This window comes from Rhizobium sp. rho-13.1 (assembly GCF_007000305.1).
GTDB classification, from domain to species: Bacteria; Pseudomonadota; Alphaproteobacteria; order Rhizobiales; family Rhizobiaceae; genus Rhizobium; species Rhizobium rhododendri.
The window spans coordinates 1-15,550 of the sequence record NZ_SCFL01000001.1 but is presented as its reverse complement, the minus strand read 5'-3'; the positions used below and the strand labels follow the sequence as shown (position 1 = coordinate 15,550).

Genomic DNA, 15,550 nt, shown 5'->3' with positions numbered 1-15,550 from the left:
TGTCGCGCGCCGCCAGCTAGACAGAAGTCCGTTTGACGGAATGCAGCGGATGTTCCGGACAGAGCGATAAGCGCCTGTCGGTTCAACTCGTTAGATGGGAATTGTGATTTGGATTTCCAAGACCCTGGAGCGGGTAGCGGGAATCGAACCCGCATATTCAGCTTGGAAGGCTGCTGCTCTACCACTGAGCTATACCCGCGGGTGCAAGATCCAATGACGGAATGGTGGAGGGAGTTGGATTTGAACCAACGTAGGCTGAGCCAACGGATTTACAGTCCGTCCCCTTTAACCACTCGGGCATCCCTCCAGATTCCATCCGGACCTTGGCTACCAAGTCTGTCAGACCCGACGTTGCCGCCGTGACTGCGCCGCGTATATGACCGCCCGGCTCCGGTCTGTCAACACGAGGAATGTGCAAAAATGACGAAATTATTTCCTCTCCAACGGAAAGGCCCGCGATCAAAGCAAGACATGAAAGAAGGACTATGCGCTTATCGCAGCGCTGGGTATAAAGCCGCATGAGCAAAGATAAAGCCCCCGGCCCTACCGGCCCAGAAACCACGTCCGGCGATCATTCGCAAAAGGATACCCATTACGCCACGCTGCGCCGCGCCCATCGCGATGCCAAGCGTGAACGCGGTGAAATTCCAACGCCCCAGCCGCAGAAGCGCAAACGCGCCGGCGGCGGCGACTGGAAGCCTGCGCCGATCGCCCCCGATCTCGTCCAGCTCTACGGGCTGCACACCGTGCGCGCTGCACTCGACAATCCCGAACGCAAGTTGCTGAAGCTTTCGGTTACCCAGAACGCGCTGGTGCGCCTCGATATCGGCCCTGTCGACCAGTTGCCCTACCCCGTCGAGATGATCACGCCGCAGGACCTCGACAAGATCCTTGGCCCGGATGCCATCCATCAGGGCGTCATGCTGGAAACCCGGCCGCTGCCTGTGCGCAAGCTCTCGGCGCTGACAGACAGTCCGCTGCTGCTGGTGCTGGATCAGGTCACCGATCCGCACAATGTCGGCGCCGTCATGCGCTCCGCCGTTGCCTTCGCCGCCGGTGCCGTCATCACCACAATCCGCCACAGCCCGACCGAATCGGGCGTCCTTGCCAAATCCGCATCCGGTGCGCTCGAGCTTATTCCCTATATCCAGGTGACGAACCTTTCCGACACGCTTGGCGAACTGAACAAACTCGGCTTCACGACGATAGGCCTTGATTCGGACGGGCCGGCACCGCTCGAGGGCACGTTCTCCGGCGACAAGGTTGCGCTGGTGCTCGGCGCCGAAGGCAAGGGCCTGCGTCAGAAGACGCGCGAGAAAGTCAATGTGCTCGCACGCCTCGACATGCCGGGCGCCATCAAGTCGCTCAACGTCTCCAATGCCGCCGCCATCGCGCTCTATGCGGCGCGGTCCTACCTGAAACCCTGATCGGCAGGCCCGACGGTCTGCAGCCGATGGAGAATGCCGTGCGCCCTATCCTTGCCCTGGCGGTCTGTGCCGCTTCACTGCTGACACTTGCCAGCGCAGTCGAGGCTGCCGATGCCGACCAGTTGAAGGCGCAGGCCGGCAGCTGGCTGGCGGCGCCGCAGAACGGCAGCAAGGGCTGCCTGCTGACATTTGCCACCACACCAGCTGCCGGCGGCTATGCGATTACCGGCGCGGAAGCCTGCGCAACGCCGGTTCCCGCACTTTCCAAGGCGACGGCATGGACGCTTTCCGAGGACGGAACACTCTCAATCGTCGATGCCGCCCACAAGACGCTGGTCAATTTCATCCAGGACGAGGGATCGCCCTGGGAAACCGAGGACGGCGAACCGATGTGGCTACTGCCCGCGCTGGGCACCATCGACCATGTCCCAACAATCGAAAGCATTGCCGGCAACTGGGCTATCCAGAAACCGGAGGGAACTCAGCCTATCTGCGCGCTCAAGCTGACGGGCGACAAGGACGGCGACGGCACGACCAAGGTGTCACCGAACGGTGACTGCGCTGCAGAGTTCAAGGATATGAAGCTGACGCTCTGGGCGCTGGAGGGTTTCGGCCTGGTGCTGATGAGCGACGATGGTACGTCGATCTCCTTCGACATGAAGGCGGACGGCAGCTTCGACAAATCGCTTGAGGATGGCGGCAAGCCGCTGAAACTGGTGCGCCAGCCCTGACCGCTGGGATACTCGCTGAAGCGAGGTGAAAACGGTCGCATCGCTGCGACCGGCCATTAAAGTAATGCGACGCTTAGGTCTTCTTCAAAAACCCTCGACAAACATGGCGCTGTTCGAATCCCGCGCGTCCATGTTCGCTTTCCATGTTGAATGTGGCCCGAGCATTGGGGACAGATGCGAAAAGCTGAGCGTTCGCAATGATTTTGACTTTACAGGCGCTGAGAATCTGCTATTTGCCCCTCTGCCGCCCTTGTAGCTCAGTTGGTAGAGCACCTGATTTGTAATCAGGGGGTCACGAGTTCGAACCTTGTCGGGGGCACCACTTTTTCTTTTCGATGTTCCGTAGATCCGACTTCTCCGCGTGCGACAGCATGCGGTCGGGTCTTGGGGTTGCCCAGCCCTTACGCCTGCCCCATCAGCCAGTTCTTCAGATAGATGATGCCGAAGACGGCGCAGATGAAGACGGTGATGACGATCTTTCGCTGCCAGCGGGATAGTCTGCGCGGCGCTTTTTCCGGGCGCTTCGGTTTGAATTTCACGACGTTGTCGTCCATGCGGTGCGGGTCTCCTGAGCTCGTCGGTGGATACCTATCGCGCCGGACGCGGGCGGACAACCGCCATCACGGCGCGATCTCGGAATGTATTCATTGACTCGGGCTTTCCGGCATGTGAACATAAAGAGAACATTGCGGAGTACCATGTTTATGATTCGATTTGCCCCACAGACAGCCGCCACTTCCCCAGACCGGCAGGCGCGCGCGCTGAAGACAGCCCGTGCCGCCGACGAAGCCGGAAGCGGCGCTTTCGTGCCAACCGACGACGCAATGCTCATTCCTGACCTGGAAGATGCTGGCGGCGACACATCTGCGAAGTCGACAAAATCGCGTTTGGGGCGCAAGCAGAAGACAAAGTCGGCAGTCGCGGAAGCTGCCGTTCAGCTCGACCTGAACGCCTGACGGCCAGCAGGAATAACAATCGGCCACGGATCCCTCCCCAAAGGCGCTGCTGGCGGAACAAGCTCGCGCTTGACGGGTTGTCAGGCAAATATTTGTGGGGAACGATCGTCATGTCCAAGCCGGTAGATAACGACAACGATGCCGCTACCGTGCCCGAAACGGCGTACCAGGGCCGGGAGCGGGCAATGTCCGGACGTGGAAAAAGCCTGTCGTTCTGGGGTCTGGCGGTTGCAGTGGTCTTCATTGTCGGTCTGGCTGCCTTCGCGATGACCCGAGAGGTCTCCCATACCAACCCCGCACCCAACGGCGGTGCCGGCAACAGCGGTGCGGTGTCACAACCTGCTCCCGCGCAGAGCAGCCAGTGAGGTCAGGAGCCCGAGTTCCGGGGCAAGACTTTGGACCGGAGTAGACGACCGATGGTGTTTGATCAGCCTCGTATCATCCCCAAGGCGTTGGGTGGACTAAAGGCGTTTGAAAAAACTTCCGGTTCGATCTCAGTATAACGAAACCGAGAACCCGAATTCCAGACTCAATCTCGACACCGATGGACGGTACGATTCAGTTCATATTAACCAGGAGCGCGACTATGGGCGAAGATATGACGATCCATGAAGCAGCGGCAGATCCTTTGATCGGTCAGGTCCTGAAGGCCGATGGTGTGCCACCGGGAGCGTTTGCGCAGCTTCTGCAGAGTGCTGCCAGGCTGCGCGCGGCCGAGCTCGAACGTGCGGTTTCGACAGACGACAATGCAGCGTCTGCCGATGCCGCTGTCGATCAGCCGGAAAAGCTCCCGGATTGATACCTACGACTGTGCGCGCCTGTAATGGCTTTTTTCCATTGCCTGCTGCCCGCCGAACTGGCAGCACTAACGGGTGCAACAGCGAGGTAGGGAATGACCGACGAACCGCCGAAAAAGAAGTCCCTGGCCGGCCTTGGCCAGATGATGGAAAAGGCAGCCGCCAAGGAGAAGGCCGCTGCCAGCAAGGTTGAGAAGATCGCCAGCGATGCCGGCGCGACGCGCGGCTACGAGATAACCTTCAGGAAGAAGTCTTCGAGCTAAGGCATTCGTTCGCTATGGACGGCTTTTTACGGGAAGCGCGTCGATACTGCGCTTTAGCCACGCCTCGCGAGCACCGATTTGGCCAGCACGTCAAGCACCGAGACCGTCGTTTCCCAGTCTATGCAGCCGTCGGTGATGCTCTGGCCATAGGTCAGCTTTCCCCCGGCCACCAGTTCCTGACGTCCGCCGACGAGATTGCTTTCCAGCATCGTGCCGATGATCCGCCGGTCGTCGGCTGCAACCTGGCTGGCGATGGCGTCGATGACGTGCGGCTGGTTGTCGGGGTTCTTGCCGCTGTTGGCATGGCTGGCATCAATCATGATGCGCGGCGGCAGGCCGGCCTTCAGCGATTCGGCTGCAGCTGCGGCAACGCTTTCGGCGTCGAAATTCGGCGCCTTGCCGCCGCGCAGGATAAGGTGGCAATCCTCGTTGCCGGATGTCGAGGCGATGGCGGCGCGGCCATCCTTGGTGACGGCCGGAAAATGGTGCGGCTGCGAGGCGGCGGTCACCGCGTCCAGCGCAATCCTGATGTCGCCGGTGGTGCCGTTCTTGAAGCCGATCGGGCAGGACATGCCGGAGGCGAGCTCGCGGTGCACCTGGCTTTCCGTGGTGCGCGCGCCGATAGCACCCCAGCTGACGAGGTCGGCGATATATTGCGGCGTGATGGTATCGAGAAGCTCGCAGCCGGCGGGCAGGCCGAGGTCGTTGATATCCACCAGCAGCTGGCGGGCAAGCCGCAGGCCCTCCTCGATCTTGAAGCTACCGTCGAGACGGGGATCGTTGATCAACCCCTTCCAGCCTACCGTGGTGCGCGGCTTTTCGAAATAGACGCGCATGACGATTTCGAGTTCGCCCTGATGCCGCTTGCGCTCCGCGACCAGACGCCGTGCATAATCAAGCGCAGCAACGGGATCGTGGATCGAGCATGGGCCGACGACCACCACCAGCCGGTCGTCCTCGCCGGTGAGGATACGGTGCACGGCGGCGCGGGCAGCGGAGACCGTTTCGGCCGCATGAGGCGAACATGGCACGTCCGCAACGACACGGGACGGCGGGCTCAGGGGGGTGATCTCGAGAATGCGCAGATCGTCAGTGGTCGGCACGGGGGAACTCCTCACAATTGATGGCAGACTGATAGTCAATAAGGACGGCAAACGGAAGCCGCTGCCACGCGTTTCGCCGCGTTCAGGCGCGGTTGCCGCAGATAGGTTCCCGATGGCCAAGCTATCCGTGGCTACGGCGCCGCTCCCGCTAGAGTGTCCGGATTGCCCACAGAGCCGAAATCGAGCTGGACCCGGCCGTTCGTAATGTCGGCGACGAGGGCTGCGGCCCGATCTGCCTGACCTTCCGGAATACTGAGGGAAAGCACTGCGCCGTCTTCGGTAAACATTTCGGCGACGACGGAGAGGCCGGCGATTGATAGAAGCCGCGCCTTTGCCAGAGCCAGATCGGAAAACCCGATCGATGCGATCGCTGCCACCATCGGCACCACCTCGACCCGATCGGCAGCCCTGAGGCAGGCTGCGGCCGTGCCGCCATAGGCGCGCATCAGGCCGCCTGTTCCGAGCAGCACGCCGCCGAACCAGCGGGAGACGACGACCAGCACACGGTCGAACGACTGGCCGTCTATCGCCTGCAGGATGGGCTTGCCAGCGGTACCGCCCGGCTCGCCATCGTCATTGAAGCGATAGGTCTGGCCGATACGCCAGGCCCAGCAATTGTGGTTCGCGCCGGCATCTGCAAGAGCAGACAGCTTTGCCCTCGCCTCGTCCTCATCGGCAATCGCGGCTGCGAGCGCGAGAAACCGGCTCTTCTTGATGGATTGCTCGAACGAGGTCGGCTGCCTGAGGGAAAACATCGGCACTTTGGTCTCTGAAAGGACAATTGCCCGTTCGTCTGTAACGGCTTGGCTGCGACATGGCGAGCCTGTTCCAGCAGCCTCGCCGGAAGATTGTATCCGGAGCCGCGCCCGCTGTGCGACTATGCCGCGATATCGCCGGTGGGCGAATACGGCTTGTCGCACAGGGGTGTTATCCTTTACGTAGACGGAGATTGTCGAAGGATATTGCATGCCGCGCTCATTTCAGTCCCTCTGCTTTCTGGCCTCGACTTCACCGGAGGCGCTGGCGGCGCGCGAAGAACTGATCGCCATCTATGGCCAGGCGCCCCAGGAGGACGCCGATGTCATGGTGGCGCTCGGCGGCGATGGCTTCATGCTGCAGATGCTGCACAACACAATGAACTCCGGCAAGCGCGTCTACGGAATGAACCGCGGCTCCGTCGGCTTTCTGATGAACGACTACCGTGTCGAGAACCTCGACGAACGCATCGATGCAGCAGTCGAGAATGCGTTCCATCCGCTGGAGATGCGTACTGTCAATGCGGACGGCAGCGAATCGGTGGCGCTCGCCATCAACGAGGTCTCGCTGTTCCGCCAGTCCTACCAGGCGGCCAAGCTGCGCGTCGAGATCGACGGCCATGTGCGGCTGGAAGAACTGATCTGCGACGGCCTGATGGTCACCACACCGGCCGGCTCCACCGCCTACAACCTCTCCGCCCATGGACCGATCCTGCCGCTGGAAGCGCCGTTGCTCGCCATCACGCCGGTCAGCGCCTTCCGTCCGCGTCGCTGGCGCGGGGCGCTGCTGCCCAACAAGGTGACGGTGGACATTACTGTCCTTGAGCCGGTCAAGCGCCCCGTCAATGCGGTGGCCGACAACACGGAGGTGAAATCGGTGCTGAGCGTCCGTATCGCCCAGACCCAGGACACCACCGCCCGCATCCTTTCCGACCCCGACCGCTCGTGGTCCGACCGTATCCTCGCCGAGCAATTTTCCGATTGACCGGCCCACTCCCCCTGACGACATCTGATGGCAGCTAGCTCTTGAGAAACGCACTCCACGCCCCACTGTTGGCCGCACTGCTGGCAAGCGTCGTTTCGACTTCCGAGGCGCGGGCCGACGACGGCGTGCTGCCGGCCAGCATCATTGCCTCGACGACAACAGGCTTCTGGCAGGATAACGGAGCGGCGCAGCCGGCACCCGCCGTGACTTTGCCAAGCACCGATACGCCCACGACAATCACGCCACCGTCGCGCCACGGGTTTTACAAGCTCTATGCGGTGCGCCAGGCAGATCGCACATCGAAGGTCTACCTGCAGCAGGTCGCCACGACCGACGACGGGCCGCAGATCGTTTCAACGACGGAACTGCCCGAAATCACCGCGCTGAAGGCCATCGTTACGGATATCCGGCCCGAAAACTCCGGGGGCATCATCCGCGAACCCGGCCTGTTTGCCACGCTCTATATCAAAGCTGATGCCGATGCCGACGCGGATGTCTGGAATGTCATGCTCGACGAACTCGGGGAAATCGTCGTTGAGAAGGCGCCGGAGTAAGCGCTGGCTATAAAAAAAGACCCCCTCTAGGCAGACAGCCGCGAGGGGGTCTTTGTTTGGCAGAAGCAGTCGCGACGATCAGTCGATGTCGTCCACTGCGGCATCTGCTGCGCCGCTGATGCGGTGCGCCAGAGCTGCTTCCATGAACGGACTGATCTCGCCGTCGAGCACATCGTCCGGCGCGGTGCTGACAACGCCGGTGCGCAGGTCTTTCACCTGCTGGTAGGGCTGCAGCACGTAGGAACGGATCTGGTGACCCCAGCCGATGTCGGATTTCGACGCGGCCTCCGCGTTGGCAGCATCCTCGCGCTTCTTCAGTTCCGCTTCGTACAGGCGGGCGCGCAACATTTCCCATGCTGTCGCCCGGTTCTTGTGCTGCGAGCGCTCCTGCTGGCACTGCACCACGATGCCGGACGGGATATGCGTGATGCGCACGGCGGAATCCGTCGTGTTGACGTGCTGACCGCCGGCACCGGACGAGCGGTAGGTGTCGATGCGGCAATCGCCTTCGTTGATGTCGATCTGGATCGAATCGTCGACGACGGGATAGACCCAGATCGACGAAAACGAGGTGTGCCGACGGGCGTTGCTGTCGTAGGGCGAAATGCGCACCAGGCGATGGACGCCCGACTCGGTCTTCAGCCAGCCATAGGCATTGTGGCCCTTGATCAGCAGCGTCGCCGACTTGATGCCGGCTTCTTCACCGTCATGGACTTCCAGCAACTCGACCTTGAAGCGCTGACGTTCGGCCCAGCGGGTGTACATGCGCAGAAGCATGTTGGCCCAGTCCTGGCTTTCCGTGCCGCCGGCACCCGAATGGACTTCGAGGAAGGTGTCGTTGCTGTCGGCTTCGCCGGACAGCATCGCCTCGACCTGGCGGCGGGCCGCTTCGGTGCGCAGGACCTTCAGGCCTTCCTCGGCTTCCTTGACGATGTCGGCATCGCCCTCTTCATCGCCGAGCGCAATCATTTCGATATTGTCATCGACCTGCCGTTCGAGCAGCCGGACGCCATTGATGCTGTCTTCGAGGTTCTGACGCTCGCGCATCAGCTTTTGTGCCTCGGATGCATCGTTCCAGAGGTTTGGATCCTCTGCCTTGTTATTCAACCAGTCCAGTCGCCTTACGGCCTGATCCCAGTCAAAGATGCCTCCTCAGCAGGCTTATGGCCTGCTTGATTTCGTCGACAATATTCTCGATTTCGGCGCGCATGGTCTCGCTTCTCGGTTCGATTGATGTTGCCCGTGACATAGTTAGGCATGCCGCCGATGTAAAGCCCGTAGTCGGCGGTTACGGCACAAGGCTGGCAAGGCGCCGTCGAACAGCGCCCCATGGACAGCCCATTCAGACGGTGAAGGCCTCTCGAAACGCCACGAGTGCTTCCTCGGGATCGCCGGATGCATAGGCTTCCATGGCGACCGGCCCGGTATAACCCATCGCCTTCAGCGCCCGCGCGACGCCCTTCCAGTTGACCTCGCCAGTTCCAGGCTCCAGACGCCCGGGGACATCGGCAACCTGAATTTCACCTATCCATGGAAGGCACTTGCGGCAAAGTTCTATCAGGTTACCTTCGCCGATCTGGGCATGATACAGGTCGAGATTGAGTGTCAGGCGCGGATGGTCGATGCTGGCCACAAGCGCCAACGTATCCCCTGCCCGGCCGAAGGGCACCCCGGGGTGATCGACGAGCAGGTTGAGGTTTTCCAGGCTGAAGGTGACGTCTTCCTCCTCAGCCAGTTCGACGACACGGCATAGCGTGGCGCGGGCCTTCAGCCACATCGCACCGGTGACGACCTCGACAGGCCGGATCGGCAGGCCACCCTCGCCCAGCCCCGTTCCATGCAGATTGAGACGCTGGACGCCCAGCCGCTTGCCAACCCTGGCCGTTTCTCGCGCTGTCTTCAGCAGTTGGGCGGCACCTTCGTCATCGGTCAGGCGTCCTTCGAGGTAACCATTCATGATGGTAAAGGTGGCGCCCGTCGCCTCCAGCTTTGCAAGATCGTGCTCCGGCCAGTTCCACAGACCGACGCCAAAGCCGAGCTCCTTCAGCCGGCTCGCCCGCCACTCGATCGGCCGGTCGCGCCAGAGCATTTCGGCACAGGCGGCAAGCTGGAACGGAGACTTCATGAAGACGACCTCGTGAGGCGTGAACGGATTAGGTGTCGCACTAGAACCGATAGAGGCGATCTCCGCAACTCGGATTGTGCGTGCGATACAGAGGTTATGCTTGCGTCATCAGGACTTATGCGTTTCCGGCTCCAGGAGGCACCAACCCTCCAACACTGAGCGACGCCCGTTCCGCAGCGATTAGATCGACGAAGGCGCGCAAGGGAGCGGGCATGAAACGGCTGGAAAAATAGAGCCATGGCCCCTCGAACGGCATCCACCATTCAGGCAGCACCGGCACCAGAGCGCCGGACCTGAGGTAGGGATCGATGAAATTCTCGAATGTCGCAATAACACCAAGGCCCCGGCAGGCCCATTCGATCGCGGTTGCGGCAGCCTCGACCCCGACGATCAACCGGCCCGGCGGATCGACGGTGACAGTTTCCTCGCCCTTCTGAAACTCCCACTCGACGAGCGCCCCGCTGGAAAACCTGAGGCGGATGCAGTCGTGATCGAGCAGATCGCGGGGATGCCGGGGAATGCCGCGTGCCTCGAGATAGTCAGGCGAGGCTGCCGCGGCCAGCCGTTGGATGCGCGGGCCAATCGGCACCGCGATCATATCCTGGGCCAGATGCTCACCATAGCGAATGCCGGCATCGCAGCCAGCTGCCGTCGCGTCGACGAGCCTGTCCTCCACCACCATCTCGACCCGCACATGCGGATGCAGATCGAGAAACCGGTCGATCAGCGGCGGCAGGATATCGACCATGACGGCGCCGGTGACATTCAGCCTGAGCAGCCCTCTCACTTGCCCATGCGTACTGGCTGCATCGTTGAGCGCTGCACGTGTCTCGCTCAAAAGCGGCGTGATCCGTGCGGCAAGCCCGCGCCCGGCCTCTGTCGGCATCACGCTTCGGGTTGTGCGGATCAGCAACGGCACACCCAGGCGAGCCTCGAGCTGGGCGATCTTCTCACTGACGCTCGACGGCGACATCGCCAGCCGCTTTGCCGCAGCCCGGAAACCGCCGGTCTCGCAGACCGCGAGAAAGATGGAAAGATCGTCAAGAAATAGCTGTTCGTTACTGTTCGCCATGGCGATCAGCTTATCCGGATTAGGGCGGATTATCAAACACCATAGAACGAAACTATAACCTCGCTAAGGGCTTGCGAGCCGCAGTTCGACGCTGTTGCGGTGGCCGAAGCTGCTTCGGAACAGCGCAGTATTTAGAAATACCGACCCAGGCGATAGGCCGGCCTCGGTTATAGGAGAAACGAACCATGAGTGGAAAAACAGTTCTCATCACCGGCGCCAACAAGAGCATAGGCTTCGAGACGGCACGCCAACTCGGCCGGCTTGGCTACCGGATCTGGCTTGGCAGCAGGGACGCTGAGCGCGGCGGGGTGGCTGTCCGTCAATTGCAGGCGGAGGGTGATGACGTCAGGCTGCTCGCGATCGACGTTACCAGCGACGAGAGCGTGGCTACCGCTGTCGCCACGGTCTCTGCAGCCGATCACAAGCTCGACGTGCTGATCAACAATGCCGGCATCTCGGGCGGCCCGCCGGTGCCTCCGAGCCAGCAGCCCCTCGCTGCCATCCGCGACGTCTACGAGACCAATGTGTTCGGCGCCATCCGGGTGACGCAAGCCTTCATACCCTTGCTGACAGCGGCGGGCGAAGCCAACATCGTCATGGTCAGCAGCGGTCTTGGCTCGATTGGCTGGGTTTCCGATCCGGCCCATCCCTTTTATGCCGTCAATCCGATGGGCTACAACAGCTCGAAGTCGGCGCTCAACGCGGTCACCGTGGCCTTCGCCAAGGAACTCGTGGCCAGCGGCATCCATGTCAACGCCGTCGATCCCGGCTACACGGCGACGGATTTCAACGACCACTCCGGCTATCGCACGGTGGAGCAGGCAGCGGCCGGGATCGTCTGGCTGGCCAGCCACGATGCGACCGGCCCCAATGCTGGCTTCTATTTCGACGGGCAGACCGTGCCTTGGTGAAAAAGATCGGCAGCACTTCGGACCACGGCGACCGTGCCTACTTCCATTCCCAGACGCGTGCGGATCGGAACGGGCGGGAGACTGCGAGCGTCGGCGTATCCGCTACCGTCGCCGCATAGGCGAGCGCATCGTCATCGGTGGAAAAACCGAGGAAGATGAGACGTATCGACATCGCTTTTTCCATGCCGGTGCGGCGATAGGTGAACGCAACGGCGCAGGTGGGGTGATCACCCTCGACAGTCGTGCCCTCGGCGCCATCGGCACCGGCAAAATCTCCTGTGAGGGCGAGGAACTGTCCGTGGCGAAAGAAGCCGCTGACTGCATCGTAGGCGGTCTTCTGCGAGATCTGTTTGCTGGAACCGGTCTTCGCCATCCGGGCGTAATAGATGCTGTCGGTCTGCCCCATTTTGCGGCGCGTCTCGTAGACGAACAGCAGGCCCCTGTGAGCGATATCGATATGCAGATCGAACGAGCGGAAGTTGTTGGGCGCGGTGTCTATCTCGTCGAGCAGGACTTTCAGGTCCTTCGCATAGTCCGCAAAAAAGGCAGCCGTCATGGGCGTAAGTAACTTTCAGTTTTTTAAGAGTGATGCTGCGGCAACGGCAAACGGGTATTGGGCGCTCGACGATATTAGGCGCCTCAGGAAGTCTCGCGCTTGGCGCGGCGCTCGCCGAGCTCCGAGTAAAGCGTGCCGCGCCTTGTGGCCTCCAGGAACTGCTCGGGCGTCATTCCGGTGAGACCGGTCGGCTTTCTTGGCTTGAACACGCCGTGTCGCGTCAGCGCGATGGCGGCATCGGATGTGGGATCGACCTCGGCGCCTGAAGCCATCAGCGAGACCATCAGGGTGGCTTCCGCCTCCAGCGACTTGACCAGATTGATCCGCCAGTTCTTGCGGGACCGCGTCGCGTCGGTCATGCCGGCGACGGTCGCCTGGGTCTTGGCTGCGGCGATCTTGGCACGAATGATGTCGGCGAGCGCCGCATCCGGGATGCGCGATACGTCGACGCCGCGCTGCCGCAGCAACACCTTGAAATAGGAAAGTCCCGAGGTTTCGAACATGGCGGAGCGCTGTGCCCCCTTGCCGCGCTTCAGCCACACGAGAACAGCGGCGACCAGCATCACCACGATCAGAAGAATACCAGTCATCGTCATCGCAATAGTCCGTGAAGTTTGCGTCCGCCACGCAGTTCGTGCTTCGCGAACTCTAGCCGACTTTGCTTTCCCCGTCGAAAGGTATCTGCATCCGGAGCGCTCTTTGGCGATCTCATGGTTCGACCTGCTCGCGCACGATCACCCGATTTTTCCGGAAACGCGATGTGGCGTTGCGGCAATCCGGCCGATCCGGAGAAAGCTGAAGGTGGCAATGGCACCAAAGGCTGCGACAACACCGAGCGAGATCGCCGCCCCTGCAGATGCCAGCGATACGGCAAAGGCGAACGGCGCCGTCGCTCCGACAATCAGCCGTGCGGACATAAGTTTTCCCTGCAGCCTGCCATAACCTTCGCTGCCAAACAGGTACAGCGGCAGCGTCCCAGCCGCGATGCTGAATATGCCATTGCCGAAACCAAACAGCACAGCAAATGCGATTGCGCCTGATGTCGAAGGCGCAGTCGCATCGAGCACCACGATGGCGACAGAGACGAGAAGCCCGGACAACGCCGCCAGTCGCAAAGGATGAAGGTTGCGACCGAAGACCATGTTGATCACGCGGCTGGCGACCTGCGCCGGACCGAACACGGTGCCGACGAGAGCGGCCATGGTTCCGAGCCCCAGCGACGCCATGAGCGGCACCATATGCACAAGAATGGCCGAGCTCACCAGCGACAGAAATGCAAAGCCAACGACCATCAGCGCGAAACCGACGCGTCTCTGCCCCTCGGCGAGTGCGCCTTCGACAGGGGCTGGCGCGGTGGCGGCGCCGTTTCGGCGCACCTTGGCAGTAGACAGTGCAAGCCATGCGTGGATCGGCAGGCAGATGGCCAGATTGAGAAGCGAAAAGACGACGTAGACCTCCCGCCACGGCAGATGGGCATGCAGGGCCGTGGTGATGGGCCAGAAGATCGTCGAGGCAAAGCCGGCGATCAGCGTCAGGGTAGTAATGCTCCGCTGTGCAACTTTGGGGTTGATCTGCACCAGCAGCGCGAAGGCCGCTCCGTACTGGACGAAATTAGCGGCCGCCTCGATGAACACCAGTATCACCGCGAAGGCGAAACGGTTGGGAGCCAGAGCGCAGGCGGCGAGCGCCAGGGCTGCTATCAACGAACCGATCGCCATGATCCTGCCTGCTCCGAAGCGGTCTATCCATCGTCCGAGCCAGGGTGCGACGAACCCGCCGATCAGCAGCGCTGCCGACAGGGCACCAAACATCCATTCCACCGAGGCGCCGAGATCCCGTGCCATGTCAGGCGCCAGAATGCCGAACGAGTAATAGAGCGTGCCGTAGCCGACAATCTGCGTGACCCCCAGGCCGAGAATGGCAGCCACCGGCAGGTCGAAGCGCTTCATATCGACTTCAACGTGGTCCGCGCCTCCAGTCGACCGGCATCCTCGCGCCTCTCGCTGTAGCGGTCCGTCAGGTAGGAAGACGCGTCGCGTGTCAGCAGCGTGAATTTGACCAGTTCCTCGCAGACATCGACCACGCGATCGTAAAGCGGAGACGGCTTCATCCTGCCATCGGCGTCGAACTGCTGGAACGCTTGCGGTACGGAGGACTGGTTCGGAATGGTGATCATCCGCATCCACCTGCCGAGGATTCGCATCTGGTTGACAGCGTTGAACGACTGGCTGCCACCGGAGACTTCCATGACGGCGAGCGTCTTGCCCTGCGTCGGGCGAACCGAACCGATGGACATCGGGATCCAGTCGATCTGAGCCTTCATGATGCCGGTCATCGCGCCGTGGCGCTCCGGGCTTACCCAGACCTGGCCCTCGGACCATTCGGAAAGTTCGCGGAGTTCTACGACCTTCGGGTGGTCGGCCGGCTCCGCATCGGGAAGCGGCAGACCGCGCGGATCGAACATACGGACTTCGCAATCGAAATGCTCGAGCAGGCGACGGGCCTCGTCCGCGAGGAGCCGACTATAGGAAACCTCACGAAGCGAGCCATAGAGAAACAGAATACGGGGCTTGTGATGCGAGATGTCTGTCCGCAGCGCATCGAGGTCGGGCATCCGGATGTGGCGCAGATCTGCGGCGGGCAATTCAGACAAGACGATTGCCCTTTTCGTCTATGACCTGCTGACCATCTTCCTTCGAAAAGGCGCCGACCTGCCTATGGGGAAGGATATCCAGCACCGCTTCCGAGGGGCGGCAGAGGCGCGTTCCGAGCGGCGTGACAACGAATGGACGGTTGATCAGGATCGGGTGCTGCAACATGGCGTCGATGATCTGCTCGTCCGTCAGCGACAGATTGCCGAGGCCGCGTTCATCGTAAGGCGTGCCCTTTTCCCTCAGTGCGTTGCGCGGCGACAGGCCTGCGCCGGTCAGCAGCCCCACGAGTTCAGTCCGCGAGGGAGGCGTCTGCAGGTACTCGATCACCGTCGGTTCGATACCCGCGTTCCTGATCAGCGCCAGAGTATTGCGGGAGGTCCCGCAGGCAGGATTATGATAGATAGTGACATCCATGGTCATGGCTCCTCTGTGGAGGTGTTGCGGGAGACCGAAGGGCCGCGCTCGTACCAGGCCTTCGAGTGGTTCACGATCCAGACGACGGACAACATCACGGGCACTTCGATCAGCACGCCGACGACGGTGGCAAGCGCCGCGCCCGACTGGAACCCGAACAGGCTGATCGCAGCGGCCACCGCAAGTTCGAAGAAATTGCTGGCGCCGATCAGCGCCGACGGGCCGGCCACGCAATGCTGCTCTCCCG

Annotated in this window: 20 protein-coding genes, 3 tRNA genes and 1 pseudogene; 10 read left to right on the top strand and 14 right to left on the bottom strand. The window is 61.7% G+C overall.

Features of this window, described 5'->3' with window-relative positions; genetic code table 11:
• Window positions 1-125 precede the first annotated feature (125 nt).
• Both EQW76_RS00110 and EQW76_RS00105 read right to left on the bottom strand, forming a co-directional pair.
• A tRNA-Gly gene (locus EQW76_RS00110) sits at window positions 126-199 on the bottom strand.
• Window positions 200-222: 23 nt separating this feature from the next.
• A tRNA-Tyr gene (locus EQW76_RS00105) sits at window positions 223-307 on the bottom strand.
• 211 nt (window positions 308-518) lie between these two features.
• Between EQW76_RS00105 and EQW76_RS00100 the strand changes: the two genes are divergently transcribed.
• The 3 genes from EQW76_RS00100 (at window position 519) to EQW76_RS00090 (ending at window position 2,480) form a co-directional block, all read left to right on the top strand.
• Entirely contained in the window at window positions 519-1,427 is a 909-nt protein-coding gene (locus EQW76_RS00100; protein WP_142822263.1) for an RNA methyltransferase, read from the top strand.
• A gap of 38 nt (window positions 1,428-1,465) precedes the next feature.
• Complete coding sequence (locus tag EQW76_RS00095; RefSeq protein WP_224128253.1) at window positions 1,466-2,158, top strand: AprI/Inh family metalloprotease inhibitor; 693 nt, start codon at window positions 1,466-1,468, stop codon at window positions 2,156-2,158.
• A 246-nt stretch (window positions 2,159-2,404) separates the two neighbouring features.
• Window positions 2,405-2,480 (top strand) — tRNA-Thr (locus tag EQW76_RS00090).
• Window positions 2,481-2,559: 79 nt separating this feature from the next.
• On the opposite strand, the gene EQW76_RS28965 is transcribed toward EQW76_RS00090, so the two are convergent.
• Window positions 2,560-2,712, bottom strand: a complete 153-nt coding sequence (locus EQW76_RS28965) for a hypothetical protein (protein WP_153816508.1) — start codon at window positions 2,710-2,712, stop codon at window positions 2,560-2,562.
• 150 nt (window positions 2,713-2,862) lie between these two features.
• On the opposite strand from EQW76_RS28965, the gene EQW76_RS00085 reads away from it, so the two are divergent.
• The 4 genes from EQW76_RS00085 (at window position 2,863) to EQW76_RS28960 (ending at window position 4,174) form a co-directional block, all read left to right on the top strand.
• Window positions 2,863-3,114 (top strand): hypothetical protein, encoded by a 252-nt coding sequence (locus EQW76_RS00085; protein WP_142822261.1) that lies wholly within the window; start codon window positions 2,863-2,865, stop codon window positions 3,112-3,114.
• A gap of 110 nt (window positions 3,115-3,224) precedes the next feature.
• Entirely contained in the window at window positions 3,225-3,479 is a 255-nt protein-coding gene (locus EQW76_RS00080; RefSeq protein WP_142822260.1) for a hypothetical protein, read from the top strand.
• A gap of 221 nt (window positions 3,480-3,700) precedes the next feature.
• Window positions 3,701-3,913: a hypothetical protein gene (locus tag EQW76_RS29225; RefSeq protein ID WP_162556542.1), complete on the top strand. Its 213-nt coding sequence runs from the start codon at window positions 3,701-3,703 to the stop codon at window positions 3,911-3,913.
• Window positions 3,914-4,006: 93 nt separating this feature from the next.
• Window positions 4,007-4,174 carry a hypothetical protein gene (locus tag EQW76_RS28960; protein WP_153816477.1) on the top strand — a complete coding sequence of 56 codons (168 nt, stop codon included), beginning with the start codon at window positions 4,007-4,009 and terminating at the stop codon, window positions 4,172-4,174.
• Between the two features lie 53 nt (window positions 4,175-4,227).
• Here EQW76_RS28960 and EQW76_RS00070 read toward each other — a convergent pair whose 3' ends face one another.
• Together EQW76_RS00070 and EQW76_RS00065 are read right to left on the bottom strand one after the other, a co-directional pair.
• On the bottom strand, window positions 4,228-5,277 hold the full coding sequence (locus tag EQW76_RS00070; RefSeq protein ID WP_142822258.1) for a 3-deoxy-7-phosphoheptulonate synthase: 1,050 nt from the start codon (window positions 5,275-5,277) through the stop codon (window positions 4,228-4,230).
• Window positions 5,278-5,408: 131 nt separating this feature from the next.
• Window positions 5,409-6,032: a YigZ family protein gene (locus EQW76_RS00065; RefSeq protein ID WP_142823565.1), complete on the bottom strand. Its 624-nt coding sequence runs from the start codon at window positions 6,030-6,032 to the stop codon at window positions 5,409-5,411.
• A gap of 211 nt (window positions 6,033-6,243) precedes the next feature.
• Here EQW76_RS00065 and EQW76_RS00060 point away from each other — a divergent pair, with 211 nt between their 5' ends.
• Together EQW76_RS00060 and EQW76_RS00055 are read left to right on the top strand one after the other, a co-directional pair.
• Window positions 6,244-7,017: an NAD kinase gene (locus EQW76_RS00060; RefSeq protein WP_142822257.1), complete on the top strand. Its 774-nt coding sequence runs from the start codon at window positions 6,244-6,246 to the stop codon at window positions 7,015-7,017.
• 41 nt (window positions 7,018-7,058) lie between these two features.
• A complete protein-coding gene (locus EQW76_RS00055; protein WP_224128255.1) occupies window positions 7,059-7,571 on the top strand; it encodes a hypothetical protein in 513 nt (170 codons plus the stop codon).
• Window positions 7,572-7,649: 78 nt separating this feature from the next.
• Here EQW76_RS00055 and prfB read toward each other — a convergent pair.
• From prfB to EQW76_RS00040, 3 genes are all read right to left on the bottom strand, one after another.
• A protein-coding gene (gene prfB / locus EQW76_RS00050) for a peptide chain release factor 2 (protein WP_142822256.1) occupies window positions 7,650-8,781 on the bottom strand; the annotation gives its coding sequence in 2 pieces (ribosomal slippage) (window positions 7,650-8,711 and window positions 8,713-8,781; 1,131 coding nt in all).
• Window positions 8,782-8,913: 132 nt separating this feature from the next.
• A complete protein-coding gene (locus EQW76_RS00045; protein WP_142822255.1) occupies window positions 8,914-9,696 on the bottom strand; it encodes a TIM barrel protein in 783 nt (260 codons plus the stop codon).
• Window positions 9,697-9,811: 115 nt separating this feature from the next.
• Window positions 9,812-10,768, bottom strand: coding sequence for a LysR family transcriptional regulator (locus EQW76_RS00040; RefSeq protein WP_142822254.1), 957 nt, complete (start codon window positions 10,766-10,768; stop codon window positions 9,812-9,814).
• A gap of 185 nt (window positions 10,769-10,953) precedes the next feature.
• Here EQW76_RS00040 and EQW76_RS00035 point away from each other — a divergent pair, with 185 nt between their 5' ends.
• Window positions 10,954-11,679 carry an SDR family NAD(P)-dependent oxidoreductase gene (locus EQW76_RS00035; protein WP_142822253.1) on the top strand — a complete coding sequence of 242 codons (726 nt, stop codon included), beginning with the start codon at window positions 10,954-10,956 and terminating at the stop codon, window positions 11,677-11,679.
• Window positions 11,680-11,716: 37 nt separating this feature from the next.
• Here the strand turns inward: EQW76_RS00035 and EQW76_RS00030 are convergent, their stop codons facing one another.
• From EQW76_RS00030 to EQW76_RS00005, 6 genes and pseudogenes are all read right to left on the bottom strand, one after another.
• Window positions 11,717-12,235 carry a hypothetical protein gene (locus EQW76_RS00030; RefSeq protein WP_142822252.1) on the bottom strand — a complete coding sequence of 173 codons (519 nt, stop codon included), beginning with the start codon at window positions 12,233-12,235 and terminating at the stop codon, window positions 11,717-11,719.
• Window positions 12,236-12,318: 83 nt separating this feature from the next.
• Window positions 12,319-12,831: a hypothetical protein gene (locus EQW76_RS00025; protein ID WP_142828912.1), complete on the bottom strand. Its 513-nt coding sequence runs from the start codon at window positions 12,829-12,831 to the stop codon at window positions 12,319-12,321.
• 138 nt (window positions 12,832-12,969) lie between these two features.
• A complete protein-coding gene (gene arsK, locus EQW76_RS00020) occupies window positions 12,970-14,184 on the bottom strand; it encodes an arsenite efflux MFS transporter ArsK (RefSeq protein WP_142822250.1) in 1,215 nt (404 codons plus the stop codon).
• Window positions 14,181-14,888 (bottom strand): arsenical resistance protein ArsH, encoded by a 708-nt coding sequence (gene arsH / locus EQW76_RS00015; RefSeq protein ID WP_142822249.1) that lies wholly within the window; start codon window positions 14,886-14,888, stop codon window positions 14,181-14,183. Before arsH ends, arsK begins: the two co-directional genes overlap by 4 nt.
• Complete coding sequence (gene arsC / locus EQW76_RS00010; RefSeq protein ID WP_142822248.1) at window positions 14,881-15,309, bottom strand: arsenate reductase (glutaredoxin); 429 nt, start codon at window positions 15,307-15,309, stop codon at window positions 14,881-14,883. Before arsC ends, arsH begins: the two co-directional genes overlap by 8 nt.
• Window positions 15,306-15,550, bottom strand: a pseudogene (locus EQW76_RS00005) (arsenical-resistance protein); the annotation flags it as partial. The gene arsC and the pseudogene EQW76_RS00005, both read right to left, overlap by 4 nt.